The sequence below is a fragment of the Sulfitobacter sp. EhC04 genome (assembly GCF_001650875.1).
In the GTDB taxonomy this organism is placed as follows: Bacteria; Pseudomonadota; Alphaproteobacteria; order Rhodobacterales; family Rhodobacteraceae; genus Sulfitobacter.
In genome coordinates, this window is sequence record NZ_LXYI01000010.1 from 60,240 (window position 1) to 80,874 (window position 20,635).

The following is a 20,635-nucleotide window of genomic DNA, read 5'->3' on the forward strand; positions in this document are numbered from 1 at the left end:
TTTCTCAGGTCAGGGCCCGTGCCTCGGCATAGGCGATAAAGAAGTCAAAGCTGTCCGGGTTGGCCATGGAATCGCGGTTCACAACCGTGGCAGCGTTGCCCCCCAACAATAACTTTTTCACCGGAACCTCAAGCTTCTTGCCCGACAAGGTGCGCGGAACTTCCTTTATCTCGATGATTTCGTTTGGAATAAAACGGGCCGATACGCCGCTGCGGATGGCGGCGTTGATCTGATCCTTAAGGGTGTCATCCACCGCAACGCCGGGCGCGGGCACCACAAAAAGCGGCATGAAGCTCTCGCGGCCCAGGAATTCTAGATCGACCACCAGCGAATCCATCACGCTGTCCAGCCCCTCGACCGCCTGATAAATTTCGGCCGATCCTAACCGCAGTCCCTTGCGGTTGATCGTGGCATCGGACCGCCCGTAGATCACGCTGGCCCCTTCCGCGTTGATCGAAATCCAGTCGCCGTGCCGCCAGACGCCGGGGTAGTCGGCAAAATAGCTCTCGAACAGGCGGCTGCCGTCCGCGTCCCCCCAGAAATACAGCGGCATGGCGGGCAAGGGCTCGGTACAGACCAGCTCTCCCACCTCGTCCACCAAGGCATTGCCAAGGGCGTCAAAGGCATGCACCGCATTGCCCAATGCGCGGCACTGCATTTCGCCCGCGCGCACCGCCATACCGGGGTGACCCAGCACAAAGGCCCCGGCAAGGTCGGTCCCGCCCGAGATCGGCGCAAGCCATTGATCCGCCTTCACATCCCGGTAGATCCAGTCATAGGCATCCGATGACAGGGGCGATCCGGTAGAGCCAAGCGACCGCAGTGCGATCAGGTCGACATCGGCGCGCGGGGTCAAACCTGCCTTCATGCAACCGCTGTAGAAGGCGGCACCGGCCCCGAAATAGGTCAGTTTCTCCGCCGCGACAAAACGCCAGACGACGCCCATGTCTGGATGGTTCGGCGCGCCGTCGAACATCGCGACGGTCGCGCCCTGCCCCAGTGCCATCCATTGCGAATTCCACATGATCCAGCCCGATGAGGTCAGCCAGCAAAACCTGTCATTGGTCGTCAGGTCATGGTGCAGCGATTGCTTGGCCGCCTCAAGGATGATGCCCCCATGGCCATGCACGATGGGTTTCGGGTTGCCCGTGGTGCCCGATGAATAGACGATCCAGAGCGGATGTTCGAAATCCACCTGCTCGGAAAGATAGGGCGTATCATCGCCGGTCAGGCTGTCCCAGGCGACATGGCCATGCGGCAGATCGCCCACCACTGCCACCGTCACGCATTGGGTGACGCTGGGCAGACCCGCCGCGATCTCTGCCAGAATCGCGCGCCGGTCGATGGTCTTGCCTGCATGAACATAACCATCCTGCGCGATCAGCACCTTGGGTTCGATCTGTTTGAACCGGTCAAGGATGGCGACATGCCCCATGTCCGGCGCACAAAGCGACCAGACCGCCCCAATGCTGGCCGTCGCCAGAAAGGCCACCAGCGCCGTTTCGGTATTGGGCAGGATCGCGACAACCCGGTCGCCGGTGCCCACCCCCATCCCGCGCAGCCGTGCCGCAACGCTGGCCACCTGCGCCCGCAGCTCGCCCCAGGTCATATCGCGGCGACCAAAGGTTTCGGATTGCACGATCAGCGCAGGCAGGTCTTCGCGCCCTTCCGCGTGTTTCATGATCTGGTCGGTATAGTTCAGCCGCCCACCGGTGCCCCATTCGGCCCCCGGCATCTGGCGCTTGACCAGCAACTTTTCCGGTCGGACGCTGGCCCGCACCTCAAAGAAATCCCAGATCGCCGACCAGAACCCTTCCAGGTCCTCGATGCTCCACCGCCACATGGCGTTGTAATCGTCGAAGGTCAGGCCTCGGTGATCAGCCAGCCAGCGCTCAAACGCGGCCATCGTGGTGGCATCCCGGCGTTCGGCCGAAGGCTCCCATAGTACTGGTGCCGTCATGTCAGCGCCCCGTGCACCAGCGCCTTGAGCTGGGCGCGCGCAGGATATGCGCTGCTTGGGATAAGCTGGGTAAAGAAGATCGCCGAAAGGTCGAACACCGGGTCGATCCAGAAAAAGGTCGAGGCCATGCCACCCCAGCTGAAATCGCCCACCGATCCCGGTGCGCGGGCGCGCCCCGGATCCAGCAATACAGCACCGCCGATGCCAAACCCCATGCCTTCCATCGGCTGCTCCGCAAAGCTTTGCGGCCCCATGGAGGCGATTTCCCCAGGCAGGTGGTTGCGCATCATGAAGTCGAGCGTTTTCGGCCCGATGATCCCCGCCCCGCCGGTGCGCAACATTTCGGTAAACTTCAGGTAGTCGTCGATGGTCCCGACAAGGCCACCGCCGCCGGACAACAAGGTAGCATCCAGAAACGGCGACCGGTCCGCGCCGTCGATCAGACGCAGGGTATCGCCGCCCTTTTCGATCTTGCCCACGGTAAAGCCACCCTCGGCCATCGGCGTATAGCAGGCCGCAAAACGATCGCGCGCGGCGGCAGGCACGGAAAACCGGGTTTCATCCATGCCGAGGGGGTCAAAGATACGCTCGGCAAAGACCTCCTCCAATGTCTGCCCGGTCACCACTTCGATCACTCTGCCGATCACGTCGATGCCAACCGAATATTCCCAACGGCTGCCCGGCTGAAAGGCCAGGGGCAGTTCCGCCAGCGCATCGCACATCGGGGCAAGCCCGGACTGGTTGGCGCGGAATTCGATCTTGTGTTCGGCCATCAGTGCGCCCAGCACGCCTGGATTGAACGCATAGCTGAGGCCAGAGGTATGGGTCAGCAACTGGTGCAGGGTCGGCGGCGCGCAGGGTTCGAGCTGATCGGCGTTGGTGGCACCGGGCACGAGACAGGTCATGTCAGAGAAAGCGGGGATGAAGTCGGACACCGGCGCGTCAAGGTGAAACAGCCCTTCCTCGACAAGTGTCATCAGGGCCAGACTGGTGACCGGCTTGGTCATGGAATAGATGCGGGCGACGGTATCGCGCTCCCACGGCTTGTCCGCCGCCACATCGCGCAGGCCCGCCTGGTTGTAGTACACCTCTCGCCCGCCCTGGGCGAGAAGGACCGAGCATCCGGCAAGGCGGCGCTGATCCACGTGAGTTTGCATCCAGACCGCGATGCGATCCAGACGCCCTGCATCAAATCCGCCCATGTCTCAGACCTCTAGCCATTCCTTACGCACATCTTCGCGGGCCTTGAGTTCGGCGGGTGTCCCTTCGAACACCACCTGCCCGTGCCCCATCACATAGACACGATGGGCGATGTCCATGGCAATGGACAGTTTTTGCTCCACCAGCAGGGTGGAAATGCCCTTTTCCGCAATCGCCTTGAGCACTTCGGCAACCTTTTGCACCATCTGCGGCGAAAGCCCTTCGGTCGGTTCGTCGATCATCACGAAATCGGGGTCGCCCATCAACGTGCGGCACATGGTCAGCATCTGCTGCTCGCCGCCCGACAGCACAGAGGCCTCGACATCGGCGCGGCGATCAAGGTTCTCGAACATCTCGAACATCGCCTGCATGGACCAGCGCCCCGCCCCGTCCTTTTGCCCCGGCTTGAGGCCCAGCGTCAGGTTCTGCCGGGTGGTCAGACCGGGAAAGATATCGCGGTTTTCCGGAACATAGCCGATGCCCATATTTGCAATCTCATAGGCCTTCTTGCCCGAAATCTCCGTGCCCCTGAACTTGACGGAACCTTTCGGTTCGACCTCGCCCATGATGGCCTTGCAGGTGGTGGACCGGCCTACGCCGTTGCGGCCCAAAAGCGCCACGATCTCGCCCTCCTGCACGTTCAGGGACACACCCTGAAGGATATGGGACTTGCCGTAATAGGCATGCATGTCGGTGACTTCGATCATCAGTGTTCTGCCTCCAATGCCGCGCCAAGATAGGCTTCCTGCACCTTGGGGTCGCCACGCACCTCTTCGGGTTTGCCGGTCGCGATGATTTCGCCGTAAACCAGAACCGAAATACGGTCGGCCAGGCCAAAGACGACGCCCATGTCATGTTCCACCATGATCAGGGTCTTGCCCTCGGTCACTTTCATGATCAGGTCGGTGATATAATCCGTTTCCGAATGGCTCATCCCGGCGGTGGGTTCGTCCAGCATGATCACATCCGCACCCCCGGCGATGGTGATCCCGATCTCAAGTGCGCGCTGTTCGGCATAGGAAAGCGTGCCCGCAGGCAGGTTGCGCCGCTCTGTCAGGTTGATCTGCTCCAGGATCGCCTCTGCCCCTTCGGTCAGGTCACGGCTGCGGTTCACCAGGTTCCAGAAGCTGTACTTGTACCCCTGCGACCAAAGCAACGCGCAGCGGACGTTTTCGAACACCGTCATCTTGGGAAAGATATTGGTGATCTGGAAAGACCGCGACAGCCCCTTGCGATTGATCTGAAAGGGTTCCAGGCCGATCAGATCCTCACCGTGCAGTTTCACCGTACCGGCAGTGGGCTGGAAACGCGCGGTGATCAGGTTGAACAACGTGGATTTCCCCGCCCCGTTCGGCCCGATGATCGCATGCCGTTCCGACTTGCCGATGGACAGGTCGATGCCACGAATGATCTCGGCCTTGCCAAAACTCTTCTTGAGGCCGCTCAGTTCAAGTGCCGGGGTGCTCATGCGCTGCCTCCTGCTGTATTTGCGTCGTTCCATGCTTCGCGCAGCGCAGGCGCAGTGGCACGGGTGATGCCAAGGGCCACGGCCGTCACGCCGATGGCAATGACCCAGGGCAGGATGTCGTGGCTGTTGAACGTGGTCCAGAACAGCGTCATCTCATCGTCCCCATAGGCCGCGTGACGCACATGGAATACCATTTCCACCAGTGCCGACAGGCCAAGTATGCCGATCAGGGCAGGCAGCAGCGTCTTGAGATAGGGCCGGATCAGCACCCTTGCCTTGCCCAGTCTGAACACTGGCACATGCATCATCATCAGCCCCGCCAGACCGCCCGGAAAGAACATCACCGTGGCGACAAAGAGCGTACCGGCATAAAATGCCCAAAGCTCCGTCTGAAGGCTGAGCACCGTCTGCAACAGGGTAAATGCGATCGCCCCGATGATCGGACCGAAAAAGAAGCCGACGCCGCCCAGAAAGGTCACCAGCAGGATGATACCCGAAGAGGTGGTGTTCAGGTTTTCCTCGGTCAGGATTTCATAGTTGATGGCGAAAAGCCCGCCCGCAACCCCGGCAAAGAAGCCCGAGGCGACAAAGCTGTAGAACCGCACCCAGCGCGCCGAATAGCCCAGAAACTCCGCCCGTTCCGGGTTGTCGCGCACTGCGTTCGACATCCGCCCCACGGGGGTGCGCGACCACAGATACATCAGCGCAGCCGAGATCAGCACCCAGCCGGAAATCAGGTAATAGACCTCGATCTGTTGCAGGAATTCGGTGCCAAAGAAGGGCATCGCATAGGTCCGGTCGCCCGACACCCCTTCCTCGCCGCCAAAGAAGGCGACGATGATGACCGAACAGGCGGCAATCAATTCGCCCACACCAAGCGAGATCATGGCAAAGACCGTGCCCGCGCTGCGGGTCGAGAAACTGCCAACGATGATCGCCAGCCCCATGCCGAAGAGCCCGCCAAAGACCGGCAGCACCGGCAAGGGCAGCGCCGCGAAAAAGTCGGAGGCATTCATGATGTGCATGCAGGCGAAACCGCCCACACCGGCATAAACCGCATGGCCGAAAGACAGCATGCCCCCCTGGCCCAGCAGCATGTTGTAGGCCAGCGCAAAGATCACCGTGATCCACATCTGGTTCATGATCGTGATTGACGAATTGTTGGTGAAGATGAACGGCAATACCGCCAGCAACACAGCCGCCACGATCCAGGGGCCAAAGGTCAGTGTCATGGAACCGGCGCGCATCCGCTGCGATGGTTTGGTCGGGTCAGTGGTGATTTGATCGGTCATGAGTGACGCTTTCCGAAAAGTCCCGAAGGCCGGAAGATGAGGATCAGCACCATCAGGATATAGGGCAGAATATCTGCGATCTGCGGGCTTGTGATTGTCCAGAAGTCGCGGAACAGGTTCTCGTCCAGGTTCTCGGGCGTGCCGATGCCGATGCCGTTCAGGATATCGGCCATCTCGATGTTATAGGATTTGGCAAAGGTGGTGATCCATCCGATCAGCAGCGATGCGACCAGCGCCCCCCAGAGTGACCCCAGCCCCCCGATCACAATGGTCACAAAGACGATGGAGCCCAGCACGAAGGCCATGCCGGGGAAGGTGCCCAGCACCGGCCCCGCAATGACACCGGCCACACCGGCCAGCGCCGTGCCAACACCAAAGACCCCCATGAAGATCAACGGCACGTTGTGGCCCAGCGCCTCGACCGTGCGGGGATAGCTGAGCGCGGCCTGGATGATCATGCCCACACGGGTCCGGGTCAGGATGTACAGCAGCCCGATAAAGATCGCGATGGAGATGAAGATCATGAAAATCTTGTAGGCAGGAATGGAATTGCCCGCGATGGAGAAGGCCGTGAAATTCAGCACGTCGGGCACCGAATAGGGCAACTGGTTCTTGCCCCAGACGAACTGCACCAGTTCCTCGATCAGCAGGGCAAGGCCGAAGGTAAAGATCAGCTCCGGCACATGGCCATACTGGTGGACCCGCCTGAGCCCGTATCGTTCGACCCCCGCGCCCATGACACCGACAATCAGCGGCGCCAGCAGCAGGCCCATCCAGAACCCCAGCGCGATGCTGATCTGGTAGGCGAAATAGGCCCCCAGCATGTAAAAGCTGGCATGGGCAAAGTTCAGAACGCCCATCATTGAGAAAATCAGGGTCAGACCGGCAGACAGCATGAACAGCAGCAGTCCGGTTACCAGCCCGTCGATGATATTGACGAGAATGAGGTCCATTGGCCCCTCCGGCTAGGGTGTAGCAAAGGTCGTATGACGGCAGATGAAAAAGGTCCGTCCCCGGCAAGGCCGGGAACAGACCGGCGGCACCTTATTCGGGGCGCTTCATCTCGCAGGTGGTCGGGCTGTCCATAGACGCCATTTCAATGGTCGACTCGTTGACGATGCCGTACCCTGACTGGTCAAAGTCAAAGTCGATGTTTTCATCGGTGTGGACGCCGACATGCATGTCCTGGATCAGCTGGTGATCCTGCGGACGCATGAACAATTTGCCGCCCCACATGCTGTCATACTCCATGCCTTCCAGCTTGGAGGCGACGGCGACGACATCATCCGCTGTGCCCGCTTCCTCGATGGCGGTCGCTAGCATGCCGATCACGTTGAAGATACGGCTCTGGTCGATGTTGCCATCGGGGTACTTGGCTTCGAACGCCTCATAGGTGGCGCGCGCTTCCTCTGAGCCGATCGGGTTGATGCTGCCCTGGGAAATCAGGCGAATGCGGTCTTTCCCGCTCTCGCCAAAGGCTGCCGTCATGCCGGAACCCGCCGCATAGTACGTATAGATCGGACCCTCGAAACCATTGTCGATGATCGCCTTGCCCAGACCCAGCATGTCGGCACCCCAGTTGCCGGTAATCACGGCATCCGCACCGGATGCAACGATCTTGCGCGCATATGGGGTGAAATCCTTGACCTTGCCGATGGGATGCAGCTCATCGCCGACAACTTCGATGTCGTCACGCTTTTCCCCAAGCATCATGTTCGCCGCGTCAGACACGGCCTTGCCGAAGGAATAGTCCTGACCGATGATATAGACCTTCTTGATGTTCTCGTCCGCGACGATCACATCGGTCAGCGCATCCATCTTGATGTCCGCGTTGGCGTCGAAACGGAAGTGCCAGAAGTTGCACTTTTCGTTGGTCAGTGCCGGGTCGACGGCGGCGTAGTTCAGGAACAGAACACGGCTGTCTGGGTTACGGCGGTTGTGCTTGTCAATCGCTTCGGTCAGCGCGTTCGCCACACCTGAACTGTTGCCCTGCACGATATAGCGGATGCCCTGGTCAATCGCGACCTGCAACTGGATCAGGGATTCCTTGGGGCTGATCTTGTTGTCGAAAGCGACAACCTCGAACATGTCGCCGTCCAGCACACCGCCCTTCTGGTTGACCATATAGTCCGACGCGAATTCGAACTGATGCAACCCGTTTGCACCGGTGCTTGCGAAAGGTCCGCTCAGCGGGTCAATAAAGGCGATCTTGATTGTTTCGGCAAAGGACGCGGAAGCGCCCACAATAAGTGACAGGGCCGAGACCACGCCCAGCTTGGTGATATTTTTCATATATTCCTCCCTATGGCGACCTGTTTTGCGTTCGCTCTGGACGCTTCCGGTCGCCTGCTGAGCCTTGCATACCAGAGGCCAAAGTCAAGGCTCGTGATGGCATCCAACCTAGCGTCACTTTGGCCGGAAACCGGGGCGCTGCCATACATTCAGGCAACGATCGGATTCTGCTCACAAGCGCGATACCCCCGATAAGACGCTGAAATTGAATAATAAACGGAAACAGGCAACTGGAAAGGCGTGGAATACTGGAGGCGAAACGACTGTAAAATCAGCATTTTCCCGGTTTTTTGAACCTTCGAAAACCGGGTGATTTCTCTATCGAAAATGTGAGAAATCGGATCAAAAATCACGACTTCTCAAGTATCACGAAATATTCTGACTTCCGCACATTCCGCTGTGCGAAACAAGTGTCCGCTTAATTTCAGGCGATTCTCTTTGGCCTAATCAGCCGCTCAGCCGCGCATGCCGATCAGCTCCGCCGCCTTGATCAGGCGGGGGGCATAGACGGTTTCAAGCTGCTTTTTCTTAACCCCGAATGACGGTCCGCCAACGTTCAGCCCGTAGACGCGTTTGCCATCCATACCCATCACGGGCACAGCGATACCGTTCACATCGCTGCGCCAATCGCCATAGCTGGAACAGAAGCCCTTGGCGGTGTATTCGCTCAGGCCGGCCTTGTAGTTCGCCCGCCCTTCGTCTTCGAGGTCCGGTCCGTGTTGTGCTGCCACCTCGAAGATGCGTTCGCGTTCCGCGTCCGACATGCCGACCAGGATCGCCCGCCCGATGGCGGACCGGAACAGTGACAGGCGCGATCCGACCCGCATGGTCAGGGAGACACCTTCGAATGAATTCTGCGTGGCGACATAAATCACGTCCAGCCGGTGCGGTTCGCCCAGCGCCACGGTGATATAGCTGTTCGGCCCGTCCCGAAGTGCGCGCATTTCCGTTTCGGCGCGGGCAGATATGTCCATGGAGTTCAGGGCGTTGAAACCAAGTTGAAGCACACCGGCGCTCAGCCGGTAGGTGCCGACCCGCGTGTCGGCCACAAGGTAATCCAGCGCGCAGAGCGTATGGGTCAGCCGCGAAATCGTTGCCTTGGGCAGCCCCGTCCGCTCCGAAAAATCCGAATTTGTCAGCGTTACTTCGTTGGGGCGGAAACAGCGCAGGATATCAAGGCCGCGGGCCAGCGCGGTCACAAAATTCCGGTCTTTGCCGTCGCCGAGGGCGGTGTCAAATTCGTCCATAGGTCTCTTTACCGCTTGAGTGCATCCGCCCCGTGCTGCGCGAAAACGGGAACATATTTTCCCACTTTCATAGCACGCTCGGGGTTGGAGGCATTGCCGTCCAGGGCACGCTTGAGAACGCCCTGGATGATCGCCGCCATCCGGAAAAAATTGAAAGCCAGATAATAGCCGAAATGGTCGATACCCTTCAGCCCGCGCCGTTGGCAATAGGCCGAAATAAACTCTTCGTCCGAGGGCAGGCCCAGGGCCGCCCGGTCAAGCCCGGCCATGCCGCGCCCCTCGGCACCCGCGGGCATCTGCCATTGCATGATGACCGCCGCAAGATCGGCAAAGGGATGGCCGATGGTGGACAATTCCCAGTCCAGCACAGCCCGGCAATCGGTGGTCTCCGCGTCATAGATCATGTTGTCGAGCCGATAGTCACCATGAACCAGCGTCCGCTGGCCATCCTCGGCGGGGCGTTCAGCCACCAGCGCCTCCATCAGATGGTTCATGGCCGGGATATCCTCGGTCTCGGAGGCCTTGTACTGCTTTGACCAGCGCCCGACCTGCCGTTCAAAGTAATTGCCCTCCGGCCCATAGTCGCTCAGCCCCACGGCGTCGATGTCGACCTCGTGCAGCGCGGCCAGCACGCGGTTCATCTCGTCGAAGATCCGGCCCCGGTCCTGCACCGACACCCCCTCCATCGAGGGTTGGTTGAAGTTGCGGCCCGGCACGTGGTCCATGATGTAAAACGCCGACCCGATCACCGCGTCATCCTCGCACAGCAGATGCATTTTCGCGACCGGCACATCGGTGTCGGCCAGCGCGCTCTGCACGCGAAACTCGCGGTCAACCGCATGGGCGGATTTCAACAGCACACCGGGGGGCTTGCGCCGCAGAACGAATTTGCGGCCGGGCGTTTCCAACAGGAAGGTCGGGTTCGACTGACCGCCCTGGAACTTGGTGACACCGGTCAGCCCCTCGAAACCCGGAAGGTTGTCGCGCAGATAGGCGCTGACGGCGGCCTGGTCCAATGTCTGTGTGTCTGCGCTCATGAATAGGTCCTTAACTATAGCTTAGCAGTTCCGCACCCGCGGCGTGCGAAAAATGCGGTGTGGCGTTGAACTCATGCAGGGAGAAACTGTTGCCCGAGAACATGAAACGCGTGATGGAGGAATTCTTGACCTGTAGGTTCAGGTTCATCATCTGGCCGATGGGCGCCCCGAGGGATGTTGCCGTCAATTGTCCTATGACGCCCCCCGACGAGATGACCAGCACCCGCCTGGCATCCGTATCGGTGGCAAAGACGCGGGCCGCTTCGACCCGCGCGGCGAATTGGCCCCAGGTCTCCGCCGCCCCGTCAAAGGCATCTTCCTGCCATTCGAATATTGTATCCCGCAGCGCCCGGAAATGGGTCTTGCGGTCCCCCTTGACCGGATCCGGCACCTTGCCGCGATATCGCGCATGCAGCAGATCGTGAAAATCATATTCGTTAAAGCCGGCGTGCTCCTCCGGCGCGGCGGCAAAACCCATGGCCGACAGCGTGTCCTTTTGCCGGGCCAGCGTGCCGGTGACCAGACGGTCCGGCACCCAGCCCATGTCGCGCAGCACTGCGCCCACAGCAGCCGCCTGCCGGTGGCCAAGGTCGGACAGCACATCATAGTTGTCCTGGCCAAAGGATGCCTGACCATGCCGGATGACGACCATTTCAGCCATGGTGCACCCACAAGCTGGACCAAGCGGGAGGCAGGGCATCCCCAAGGTGCCCGTTCCCGCCCTCTATCGTTTCAAGCGCATGCTTCATGAAAACTCCGCTGCCAGTTTCTTGCCCGCGGCGAGATACTCGCGCGCCATCCGGGTCACGATGTCACCTGCAGGGCCCACGGACTTCACCGCGCCAATGCCCTGACCGGACCCCCAGATGGTTTTCCAGGCTTTCGGTTTTTCGCGGTCCTGTCCAAAATTCATCGAAGACGCATCCGCCGTCGGCAGATCGTCCGGGTCCATCCCCGCATTGCGCACGGATGCCTTGAGGTAGTTGCCCCAAACCCCTGTGAACAAAGACGAATAAACAATATCCTCGGCCCCGCCCGCGACGATCATGTTCTTGTAGGCGTCGTCGGCGTTTGCCTCTTGCGTGGCGATAAAGGGTGACCCGGTATAGCCCAGATCGGCCCCCATCGCGCGCGCAGCCAGCAGCGCCTCGCCCGTGGCGATGGCCCCTGACAGGGCCACCGGCCCGGCAAACCATTCGCGGATTTCGCGCATCAGGGCAAAGGGGGACTGTTGCCCGGCGTGACCGCCCGCGCCCGCCGCTACGGCAACCAGACCATCCGCGCCCTTTTCGATCGCCTTCTTTGCAAAGGAATTGTTGATGATGTCATGCAGCACGATGCCGCCACAGGAATGCGCGGCCTCGTTCACCTCCACGCGCGCACCCAACGAGGTGATCCAGATCGGCACCGCGTGTTTCGCGCAAATCTCCAGATCGCGCTCAAGCCTGCCGTTCGACCGGTGTACGATCTGGTTCACCGCATAGGGCGCTGCCGGATGATCGGGGTTCGACTGGTTGTGCCGGTCCAGTTCCTCGCGGATTTCGGTCAGCCAGGTGTCGAGCAGCGGATGCTCGCCCTCACCCTCACGCGCATTCAGCGCAGGAAAGGCACCGACGATGCCCGCCTTGCACTGCGCAATCACCAGTTTCGGCACCGAAATGATGAACAAGGGCGAGGCGATCATGGGCAGGCGCAACCCTTGCAGCGCCTTGGGCAGATGGGAATCGTCGCGGGGCATCGTGGCTCCTGTCAGGGTCATATTGACGGTCAGGGGGCGTGTGAACCCGCCCCTCTTGTTGGCAAAGCGCATGGTCAGGGCGTCAATGGAGTGACGCGGGTGGGAAGAGCCCCTCGGGTCATCCTCGGGCCTGACCCGAGGACCTCATCCCATCCACCCGTCATCCTCGGGCTTGACCCGAGGATCTCGTAACGCGGGCGCAGCCCACGCGCTATGGGGCGGGCGTGGTTCACAGGACCTCGAACAGGCCCGCAGCACCCATGCCGCCGCCGACACACATGGTGCAGACGACATATTTGGCACCGCGCCGCTTGCCCTCGATCAGCGCGTGGCCGACCATACGTGCGCCGGACATGCCATAGGGATGCCCGATGGAGATCGCGCCGCCGTTCACGTTCAGCAGTTCGTCCGGAATGCCCAGCACATCGCGGGACTGGATCACCTGCACCGCAAAAGCCTCGTTCAGTTCCCACAGGCCGATGTCATCCATGGTCAGCCCATGCGCCTTGAGCAGCGGCGGCACGGCATAGATCGGGCCGATGCCCATCTCGTCGGGCTCACAGCCCGCCGCCATCACGCCGACATAGCGGCCCAGCGGTTGCAAGCCCATCTGCTCGGCCTTCTTCGCCTCCATCACCACGGTGGCAGAAGCGCCATCCGACAATTGCGACGCGTTCCCGGCAGTGATGTACTTGCCTTCCGCAATGTGGATGCCGTTCTTGTGCACCGGCTGGAGGCCCGCAAGGCTTTCCGCGGTGGTGCCGGGGCGGTTGCCCTCGTCCTTCTCCAGCGTCACCTCGTGCTCGGTGATCTCCTTGGTTTCCTTGTTCTGCACCATCATCTTGCTGGTCAGTGGCACGATCTCATCGTCGAACTTGCCCGCTTCCTGCGCCAGATGGGTCAGCTCCTGCGAGCGCGCGGCATATTCGTCCTGACGCTCGCGGCTGACGTTATAGCGCGCGGCCACGGTCTCTGCCGTCTCCAGCATGGACATGTAGATTTCCGGCTTGTGTTCTTTCAGCCATCCGTCCGCCTTGACCCGCATTTCCGGGGTCTGCACCATCGAGATGCTGTCCACCCCGCCGCCGACAACCACGTCCATGCCATCCATCACCACCTGTTTGGCCGCCGTGGCAATCGCCATCATGCCAGAGGCACATTGACGGTCCAGCGACATGCCGGCAACCGTGACCGGCAGGCCCGCGCGGATCGCGGCCTGACGGGCGATATTACCCGCAGAATGGCCCTGCTGAAGGGCCGCGCCGATGATGCAATCCTGAATTTCGGCAGGGTCCACCCCGGCGCGTTTGACCGCGTGTTCAACGGCATGACCCGCCAGTTCCTGCGGCGTGGTGTTGTTGAATGCCCCGCGATAGGCCTTGCCGATCGGGGTCCGGGCGGTCGATACGATTACTGCGTCACGCATGTGTAGTCTCCTATTTTACCAGTCGAGCTTCAGGCCACGGGCCCGAGCTGCATTGAGGGCGTATTTCTTGGTCTGGCCGAAGGCATCGCCCAGTTGTTCTTGGTCCTTGGGGTCGCGGATGTCGTCGAAACGCGCCGCCACCTCTTCAGGGGTGTTGTCCTCCCCCATCAGGGTGATGCCGCGTGTCTCATAGACCCGGGTTTCGGCAAAGCTGCCTGCACCGGCACCCAGAATGACCTGGCTTGGCCCATCCTCGCTGACCAGATACAGCAGACCCGGCGTGATGGTTTCCGGGGCCAGCAGCTCCTGCGCCTCTGCCGGCAGCAGGTCGGCGGTCATCCGGGTCGCCGCCGTAGGGGCCAGCGTGTTCACCCGGATGTTGTCGCGCGCGCCTTCCATATGCAGTACATTCATCAGCCCCAGCATCGCCGCCTTGGCCGCGCCATAGTTCGACTGACCAAAGTTGCCATAAAGCCCCGACGCGGAGGAGGTCAGCACGATGCGCCCGTATTTCTGTGCACGCATGATTGGCCAGCAGGCATGGGCCACATTGGCAGAGCCGATCAGATGCACGTCCACCACCTTGCGGAATGCGGACATTTCCATCTTGGCAAAGGTCTTGTCCAGCAGGATGCCCGCGTTGTTCACGCAGATGTCGATGCGGCCCCAGGCGTCCATCGCCTGCGCCACCATATCCTTGACCGCGTCCTCATCCGAGACATCGGCGCCGTGGCTCATCGCCTCGCCGCCCATGGCCTCGATCTCGGCCACCACGGCTTTGGCCGCCTCTGACGATGTGCCGGTGCCGTCGCGCGACACGCCCAGATCGTTGACAACCACCTTGGCCCCGCGCGCGGCAAGGCCCAGGGCATGGGACCGACCCAGGCCGACCCCCGCGCCGGTGACAATCGCCACCCTGCCATCAAATCGGATTTCAGCCATCAGTGCAGCGCCTGTTCAAAAATATTGGGGCCGGACATCACATTGATGCCGCCCGAAACCGGAATCACCGCGCCGGTGACATAGGCACCGCCCCGTCCGCAGAGGAACAACATGCAGCCCGCGATATCCTCGTCCCGGCCCACCCGTTTCAGCGGCACGTCATCGCCGACCTTGCTGCGCATCCCTTCGTCATGGGTGGCAAAGGCGGTCATGCGACTGACGAAAGGTCCCGGCGCAAGGCTGTTCACGGTGATGGCGTCACCGGCCAGTTCCTTGGCGAGGATCTTGCTCAGGTGAATGACAGCGGCCTTTGACGCGGAATAGCTGTAGGCACCGTCGCCCATCTCGCGCTCTCCCATGACGGAACCGACATTGACCACCCGCGCAGGGTCATCGACGGTTCCCGCCGCGCGCAGCATCGGGAGCAGTTTCTGCGTCAGGTCGAACAACCCCGCCACATTGACGTTCATCACCTTTTCCCAGGCCTTGAACGGGAAATCGCCCAGGGGCGCGCCCCATGTGATGCCCGCGTTGTTCATCAGAATGTCCAGCCGGTCGGTGTATTGCTGCACGGTTGAGACCAGCGCATCGACGCCCTCCTCGGTGCCCACATCACCGGCAAAACCGACGGCCTTGCCCGAGGCACCCATGGCGTTCAGCTCTTTCGCAACCGCTTCGCAGGCCTCGCCCTTGCGGCTGGCCAGCAGCACAGTGGCACCGGCACGCACCAGCGCCTCCGCCGCCATCCGGCCAATGCCCGTGGCACCGCCCGTGACCAATGCGACCTTGCCCTCAAGACCGAATAACGTGTTGATATCCATTCAAAACCCCCTTGCCGCAGCGACCTGTTCAGCGTGATAGCTGTAATCGCCCAGCCATTCCGCACCCACCCGCGCGCGTTTCATGTAGAACCCCATATCATAGGCATCCGTCATGCCGATGCCACCGTGCATCTGCACCCCTTCCTGTACCGCCAGCGTCGCGGTCTGCGTCGCGCGCGCCTTGGCCAGCGAGACGGCCAGCGCCGCATTCTCCGGGTCCGCATCCATCATCCGGCCCGCATTCAGGATCGCCGAGGCCGTCACCTCGATCTCGCACCACAGATGTGCCGCCCGATGCTGGAGCGCCTGAAAACGGGCGATCTCGACGCCGAATTGCTTGCGCTCCTTCAGGTAGCCCACCGTCATGTCAAAGGCCCCGGCGGCCAGCCCCGTCATCTCGGCGGCCAGCGCGCCCTGGCCCGCCATCAACGCCGGTTTCAACACCGTCATCGCCTGATCGACCTGGCCCAGCACGTCCTCGCCCGTGGCCTCCACGTCGTCAAAGGTGATCCGCGCCGCATCGCGGGCGTCGATCATGTTGGTCCGGTCGCGGGTGACACCCGCCCGGTCGGCGGGAATGTCGAACAGGGTCAGCCCATTGTCCGTCCGCGCCAGCACCAGCAGCCGGTCCGCCATCGCGCCATCGACAACGAACTGCTTCTTGCCACTCAGCCGGAAACCGTTGCCATCGGCGCGGGCTGTCATCTGCGTGGCCTCGGGGTCAAACTTGATCCCCTCGTCCACCGCCAGCGCATAGGTCGCCTCCCCCGCCGCGATGCGCGCCAGTGCTGCCTCTGCACGGGCATCCGCGACCTGCCGCAGGGCTGTTGCCGCAATCACCGCGCTTGAGATGAAGGGGCTGACCGCCAGTGTCTTGCCCATTTCGCGCGCCAGCACATTGGCGGCGGCATAGCCCATGTCAGAGCCGCCCTGCGCCTCCGGCACCAGCACCCCGGCCCAGCCCATGTCGGCCATTTCTTTCCATAGCGCGGAATCCTGCGTGTCCCCCGCATCGCGCATCTTGCGCAGCTTGGCGACAGGTGCCGCGCCATCCAGAAACCCGCGCGCCATATCGGCAAGCATGGTTTCCTCTTCCGTCAGTACAAGTTTTTCCATCTTCCTACCCCGGCAATCCCAAAACACGGCGCGAGACAATCGACAGCATCACCTCGCTGGTGCCGCCCTCGATCGAATTCGCCTTGGTGCGCAGCCAGTCGCCCGCGCGGTTGCCCAGCGGGCCATCCCATTCCAATGCGTCCGAACCACCTGCGGTCATCATCAGCTCATGCCGCTGCTTGTTCAGCTCGGTGCCCATGTATTTCAGCATGGCGGAGGCATCGCCCGCGCCCTGCCCGGCCTCTGCCTGATCCTTGTAGCGCTCAAGCGTGAGGCCGATGGCCAGCGAATCAATCTCGCAGCGCATAGCGTCGGCACGCAGGGTCGCATCCGTCAGACCCTCCATCGTGTCATTGATCACCGCGCCCAAGGCGCGACCGCCGCCCGACAGGCCCGCGCCGCCACCGGAAATCATCTCGCGCTCGTGGGTCAGCAGGTATTTCGCCACGTCCCAGCCGCGATTCTCTTCGCCCACGATCTGATCCTTGGGCACCTTCACGTCGGTAAAGAACGTCTCGCAGAAGGGCGAGATGCCAGAGATCATCTTGATCGGGCGGGTGTCGACGCCCGCGTCTTCCATGTTCATCAGCAGAAAGGAAATGCCCTTGTGCTTGGGGGCTTCGCGGTCGGTGCGCACCAGCGCGAATATCCAGTCCGCCTTGTCCGCGTAGGAGGTCCAGATCTTCTGCCCGTTGACCAGCCAGTGATCGCCCTTGTCCTCCCCTCTGGTCTGCACATTGGCCAGATCCGACCCGGCACCCGGCTCGGAATAGCCCTGGCACCAGCGGATTTCACCACGCGCGATAGGCGGCAGATAATGCAGTTTCTGTTCGTGAGAACCAAAGTGCAGCAGCGCGGGCCCAAGCATCCAGATGCCAAAGCTCTGCAACGGCTTGCGTGCATTGATACGGTCCATTTCCTGATGGAATATCTTTTCCTGCGCCCGGTTCAGCCCGGCCCCGCCATAGTCCTTTGGCCATGTCGGCACGGTGTAGCCCCTGGCCGCGCAACGCTCCAGCCATTGCTTTTGGGCATCACTGGTGAACTGCCAGTTCTTGCCGCCCCAGCAGATGCTGTTCTCGGCCATCTTGCCGTCCCGCATTTCCTGCGGACAGTTTTCCTCAAGCCAGGCCCGCAACTCCTCGCGGAACGCATCGGGCGCCGTTTCCTCACGGACCGCATCAGGCGTCGTTTCGACACTCATATATATCTCCCTCCCAAGGGAACGCTGCGTCACTTTCTGCCGTAACATTCCGCAGAGCAGAATGCCCTTTCGAAATTGGATTGACAAGAAGAGACGCTGCGTCCCCTACTGAGGCGCAACCGAATTCGGGAGGAATTACAGATGAAGGCGATGCTGAGCGAAGCACCGGGCGGACCGGCAACCCTGGTCCTGAAAGAGATCGACACACCCCAGCCCGGCAAGGGCCAGGTGCGGCTGCGGGTGCATGCCGCCGGGCTCAACTTTCCCGACACGCTGATCATTCGTGACATGTATCAGATGAAACCGCCACGCCCCTTTGCGCCGGGCGGCGAAGTCGCGGGAGAGATCGAGGCAGTCGGTGACGGCGTGACAGGCCTTGCCCCCGGCGACCGGGTTCTGGCCATGACCGGCTTTGGCGGCTTTGCCACCCATGTCGTGGCGGACGCGGCCAAGGTCATCAAGATCCCCGACAACATGCCATATGACGAAGCCTCCTGTCTGGTGCTGACCTATGGCACCTCGCATCATGCGCTCAAGGACCGCGCGGCGATCCAGCCGGGCGAAACCCTGCTGATCCTTGGTGCGGCAGGCGGCGTTGGTGCGGCGGCCATCGAACTGGGCAAGGCGGCGGGCGCGCGGGTGATTGCCGCCGTGTCGTCCGAGGAAAAGGCACAGTTCTGCCGCGACCTCGGCGCCGACGAAACACTGATCTATCCGCGCGAGTTGGACCGCGACGCGCAAAAGGAATTTTCCGCCCAGATCAAGAAACTGGCAGGCGGCGACGGTGTCGATGTGGTCTATGACGCGGTGGGCGGCAATTATGCCGAACCTGCCGTGCGCGCATTGGCCTGGAAGGGCCGGTTCCTGGTTGTGGGCTTCCCGGCGGGCATCCCCAAGCTGCCGCTGAACCTGACCCTGCTCAAGGGCTGTCAGATTGTCGGCGTCTTCTGGGGCGCGCATACCGCGCGTGAACCCGATGCCCATGCGGAGAACATGCAGGACCTGTTCCGCATGTATGCCGAAGGCAAGATCAAACCGCGTATTTCGGCAAGTTTCCCGCTGGAAAAGGCGGCAGAGGCGCTGGAGTTGATGCAGGACCGCAAGGTGCTGGGCAAGGTTGTGCTGACGGTGGATTGATCAGGCCGGCCCGGCATCACCGCCGGGCCGGGCTCGCATCCTGCTAGAGATGCGACACATCATTGAAACCGCGCAGGGTCATCTGATTGCCCTGCACCACCAACCGGCTGATCGACCCGTTGTCAGCCCCCGTGAAACCGAAAGGCCGCGATGCGGTGGCCAGCGCCAGCGCCGCCGCGATGACCCCGCCATGGACCACAACCGCCACCAGTTCATCCGGATGCGCCGCCGCCACGCGGGTCAATCCGCGCTGCACACGCTCATGAAAGGCGTCGCGCGGCTCCGCCCCCGGAATTTCGCCCCAATCCTGCGCCTCCCGCATGCGCTGGATGATCGGATCGTTCTCGGCGGCGCGGAACCGGTATTCACCGCCATCCCAGTCGCCCAGATGCACCTCGCGCAAATCCGCCTCGACTTTCGGCGTCAGGCCCAGCGCCCCGGCCAGGGGGGCGGCGGTCTGATGGGTGCGCCGCATGGTGGTCACATAGATCGCCCGGATCGGCTGGTCCTTCAGCCGCGCCGCAACCGCGCGGGCCTGTGCCTCGCCCTCGGGGCGCAGCGCCGGGTCGCCCTGCCCGTCCACCATCGGGAAATTCTGCCCCCGGATCGCCGCCTGCGTCTCCCCATGGCGGATCAGCAACAGGTCCGCCGCCCCCGGCGGGGGCTGAAACCTGTGCTGGCGCGCTTCATTGCTCATACCTCACTCCTTCTCACATCAACCCAATAGGACATATCCCATGACAAATCGCCAGATCGTGATTGCCGAACTGCCCAGCGATGCGCTGACCCCCGAACATTTCAGGATGACAGAGACCGCCATGCCCGAACCCGGCGAGGGCGAGGTGCTGCTGCGCGTGATCCTGCTGTCCATCGACGCGGCAAACCGGTCCTGGATGAAGGGTGCCACCTACCGCGCCGCCGTGCAGGCAGGTGATGCCATGCCGACCTATGCGATCTGCGAGGTCATGGCCTCCAACAGCCCAAGGCTGTCCGTCGGCGACGTTGTGGCCGCAGAGGCCACATGGTCCGACTACATCACCCTGCCCGCCCACCAGGCCCAGAAACTCCCGAAGGTGCCGCAGCTTTCGAACCTGATGTCGGTCTATGGCATTGCGGGCAAGACCGCCTATCACGGGCTGATCTCCATCGGGCAGCCGGTGGCGGGCGAAACCGTGCTGGTTTCGGCTGCGGCCGGATCGGTTGGCGCCTATGTGGGCCAGATCGCCAAGGCGCTGGGATGCCGGGTGGTGGGCATCGCCGGAGGCCCGGAGAAATGCAAATGGGTGCAGGAGGAACTCGGCTTTGACGCCTGCGTCGACTACCGCGAGGGCGGCATGTCGCGCGCGCTAGCCGAGGCCTGCCCGGACGGGGCGGATGTCTATTTTGACAACGTGGGCGGCAAGGTCCTGGAGTCCGCGCTGAATGTCATGAACGAAAAGGGCCGTGTTGTCTGCTGTGGCGCGATCAGCCAATATGACACCGACGCGCCCTCCGGCCCGCGCAACCTGCCCGGCGCGATTGTGGTCAAACGGCTCAGGATGGAAGGGTTCATCGTGATGGATTTCGCCCGGAACGACGCCAAATGCCTGCGTGCCCTGCAACATTGGGTGGCCAGCGGACAGATCAAGGTCACCGAGGATATCGTCGAGGGGCTTGAAAACGCCCCGGCGGCGCTGATCGGCCTGCTGGCCGGTGACAACAAGGGCAAGCGCATGGTGCGCGTTGCCGCCGACCCAAGCTGAAGGAGCGCAGAAG

Annotated in this window: 19 protein-coding genes; 2 read left to right on the forward strand and 17 right to left on the reverse strand. The window is 61.9% G+C overall.

Annotated features, from left to right (window positions below):
- Positions 1-4: 4 nt before the first annotated feature.
- The 16 genes from A8B82_RS06220 to A8B82_RS06295 form a co-directional block, all read right to left on the reverse strand.
- The gene (locus tag A8B82_RS06220; RefSeq protein ID WP_067289686.1) at positions 5-1,960 is read right to left on the reverse strand and encodes an acetoacetate--CoA ligase; all 1,956 of its coding nucleotides are present in this window, start codon (positions 1,958-1,960) and stop codon (positions 5-7) included.
- A complete protein-coding gene (locus A8B82_RS06225) occupies positions 1,957-3,162 on the reverse strand; it encodes a serine hydrolase domain-containing protein (RefSeq protein WP_067289689.1) in 1,206 nt (401 codons plus the stop codon). Before A8B82_RS06225 ends, A8B82_RS06220 begins: the two co-directional genes overlap by 4 nt.
- A gap of 3 nt (positions 3,163-3,165) precedes the next feature.
- Positions 3,166-3,870, reverse strand: coding sequence for an ABC transporter ATP-binding protein (locus A8B82_RS06230; RefSeq protein WP_082899166.1), 705 nt, complete (start codon positions 3,868-3,870; stop codon positions 3,166-3,168).
- Positions 3,867-4,628, reverse strand: coding sequence for an ABC transporter ATP-binding protein (locus A8B82_RS06235; RefSeq protein ID WP_067289701.1), 762 nt, complete (start codon positions 4,626-4,628; stop codon positions 3,867-3,869). The genes A8B82_RS06230 and A8B82_RS06235 overlap by 4 nt, the downstream gene beginning before the upstream one ends.
- On the reverse strand, positions 4,625-5,920 hold the full coding sequence (locus tag A8B82_RS06240; RefSeq protein ID WP_067289703.1) for a branched-chain amino acid ABC transporter permease: 1,296 nt from the start codon (positions 5,918-5,920) through the stop codon (positions 4,625-4,627). Before A8B82_RS06240 ends, A8B82_RS06235 begins: the two co-directional genes overlap by 4 nt.
- Positions 5,917-6,873 (reverse strand): branched-chain amino acid ABC transporter permease, encoded by a 957-nt coding sequence (locus A8B82_RS06245; protein ID WP_067289705.1) that lies wholly within the window; start codon positions 6,871-6,873, stop codon positions 5,917-5,919. Before A8B82_RS06245 ends, A8B82_RS06240 begins: the two co-directional genes overlap by 4 nt.
- Positions 6,874-6,964: 91 nt before the next feature.
- Positions 6,965-8,212: a branched-chain amino acid ABC transporter substrate-binding protein gene (locus tag A8B82_RS06250; RefSeq protein ID WP_067289706.1), complete on the reverse strand. Its 1,248-nt coding sequence runs from the start codon at positions 8,210-8,212 to the stop codon at positions 6,965-6,967.
- 455 nt (positions 8,213-8,667) lie between these two features.
- The gene (locus A8B82_RS06255) at positions 8,668-9,459 is read right to left on the reverse strand and encodes an IclR family transcriptional regulator (protein ID WP_067289708.1); all 792 of its coding nucleotides are present in this window, start codon (positions 9,457-9,459) and stop codon (positions 8,668-8,670) included.
- A gap of 8 nt (positions 9,460-9,467) precedes the next feature.
- Positions 9,468-10,496 (reverse strand): phosphotransferase family protein, encoded by a 1,029-nt coding sequence (locus A8B82_RS06260; RefSeq protein ID WP_067289710.1) that lies wholly within the window; start codon positions 10,494-10,496, stop codon positions 9,468-9,470.
- 10 nt (positions 10,497-10,506) lie between these two features.
- Entirely contained in the window at positions 10,507-11,157 is a 651-nt protein-coding gene (locus tag A8B82_RS06265; protein WP_067289712.1) for a histidine phosphatase family protein, read from the reverse strand.
- Between the two features lie 84 nt (positions 11,158-11,241).
- Positions 11,242-12,234 (reverse strand): NAD(P)H-dependent flavin oxidoreductase, encoded by a 993-nt coding sequence (locus A8B82_RS06270; RefSeq protein WP_067289793.1) that lies wholly within the window; start codon positions 12,232-12,234, stop codon positions 11,242-11,244.
- Between the two features lie 229 nt (positions 12,235-12,463).
- On the reverse strand, positions 12,464-13,660 hold the full coding sequence (locus A8B82_RS06275; RefSeq protein ID WP_067289713.1) for an acetyl-CoA C-acyltransferase: 1,197 nt from the start codon (positions 13,658-13,660) through the stop codon (positions 12,464-12,466).
- A 15-nt stretch (positions 13,661-13,675) separates the two neighbouring features.
- A complete protein-coding gene (locus A8B82_RS06280; RefSeq protein ID WP_067289716.1) occupies positions 13,676-14,602 on the reverse strand; it encodes an SDR family NAD(P)-dependent oxidoreductase in 927 nt (308 codons plus the stop codon).
- Positions 14,602-15,423 carry an SDR family NAD(P)-dependent oxidoreductase gene (locus A8B82_RS06285; RefSeq protein WP_067289718.1) on the reverse strand — a complete coding sequence of 274 codons (822 nt, stop codon included), beginning with the start codon at positions 15,421-15,423 and terminating at the stop codon, positions 14,602-14,604. The genes A8B82_RS06280 and A8B82_RS06285 overlap by 1 nt, the downstream gene beginning before the upstream one ends.
- On the reverse strand, positions 15,424-16,539 hold the full coding sequence (locus A8B82_RS06290; protein ID WP_201120750.1) for an acyl-CoA dehydrogenase family protein: 1,116 nt from the start codon (positions 16,537-16,539) through the stop codon (positions 15,424-15,426). It abuts the gene before it with no gap.
- Between the two features lie 4 nt (positions 16,540-16,543).
- The gene (locus A8B82_RS06295) at positions 16,544-17,743 is read right to left on the reverse strand and encodes an acyl-CoA dehydrogenase family protein (protein WP_067289721.1); all 1,200 of its coding nucleotides are present in this window, start codon (positions 17,741-17,743) and stop codon (positions 16,544-16,546) included.
- Positions 17,744-17,884: 141 nt separating this feature from the next.
- Between A8B82_RS06295 and A8B82_RS06300 the strand changes: the two genes are divergently transcribed.
- Positions 17,885-18,880, forward strand: a complete 996-nt coding sequence (locus A8B82_RS06300; RefSeq protein WP_067289724.1) for an NADPH:quinone oxidoreductase family protein — start codon at positions 17,885-17,887, stop codon at positions 18,878-18,880.
- Between the two features lie 43 nt (positions 18,881-18,923).
- On the opposite strand, the gene A8B82_RS06305 is transcribed toward A8B82_RS06300, so the two are convergent.
- Positions 18,924-19,577, reverse strand: a complete 654-nt coding sequence (locus A8B82_RS06305; RefSeq protein ID WP_067289726.1) for a histidine phosphatase family protein — start codon at positions 19,575-19,577, stop codon at positions 18,924-18,926.
- A gap of 40 nt (positions 19,578-19,617) precedes the next feature.
- Between A8B82_RS06305 and A8B82_RS06310 the strand changes: the two genes are divergently transcribed.
- Positions 19,618-20,622, forward strand: coding sequence for an NADP-dependent oxidoreductase (locus tag A8B82_RS06310; RefSeq protein ID WP_067289728.1), 1,005 nt, complete (start codon positions 19,618-19,620; stop codon positions 20,620-20,622).
- Positions 20,623-20,635: the final 13 nt, after the last annotated feature.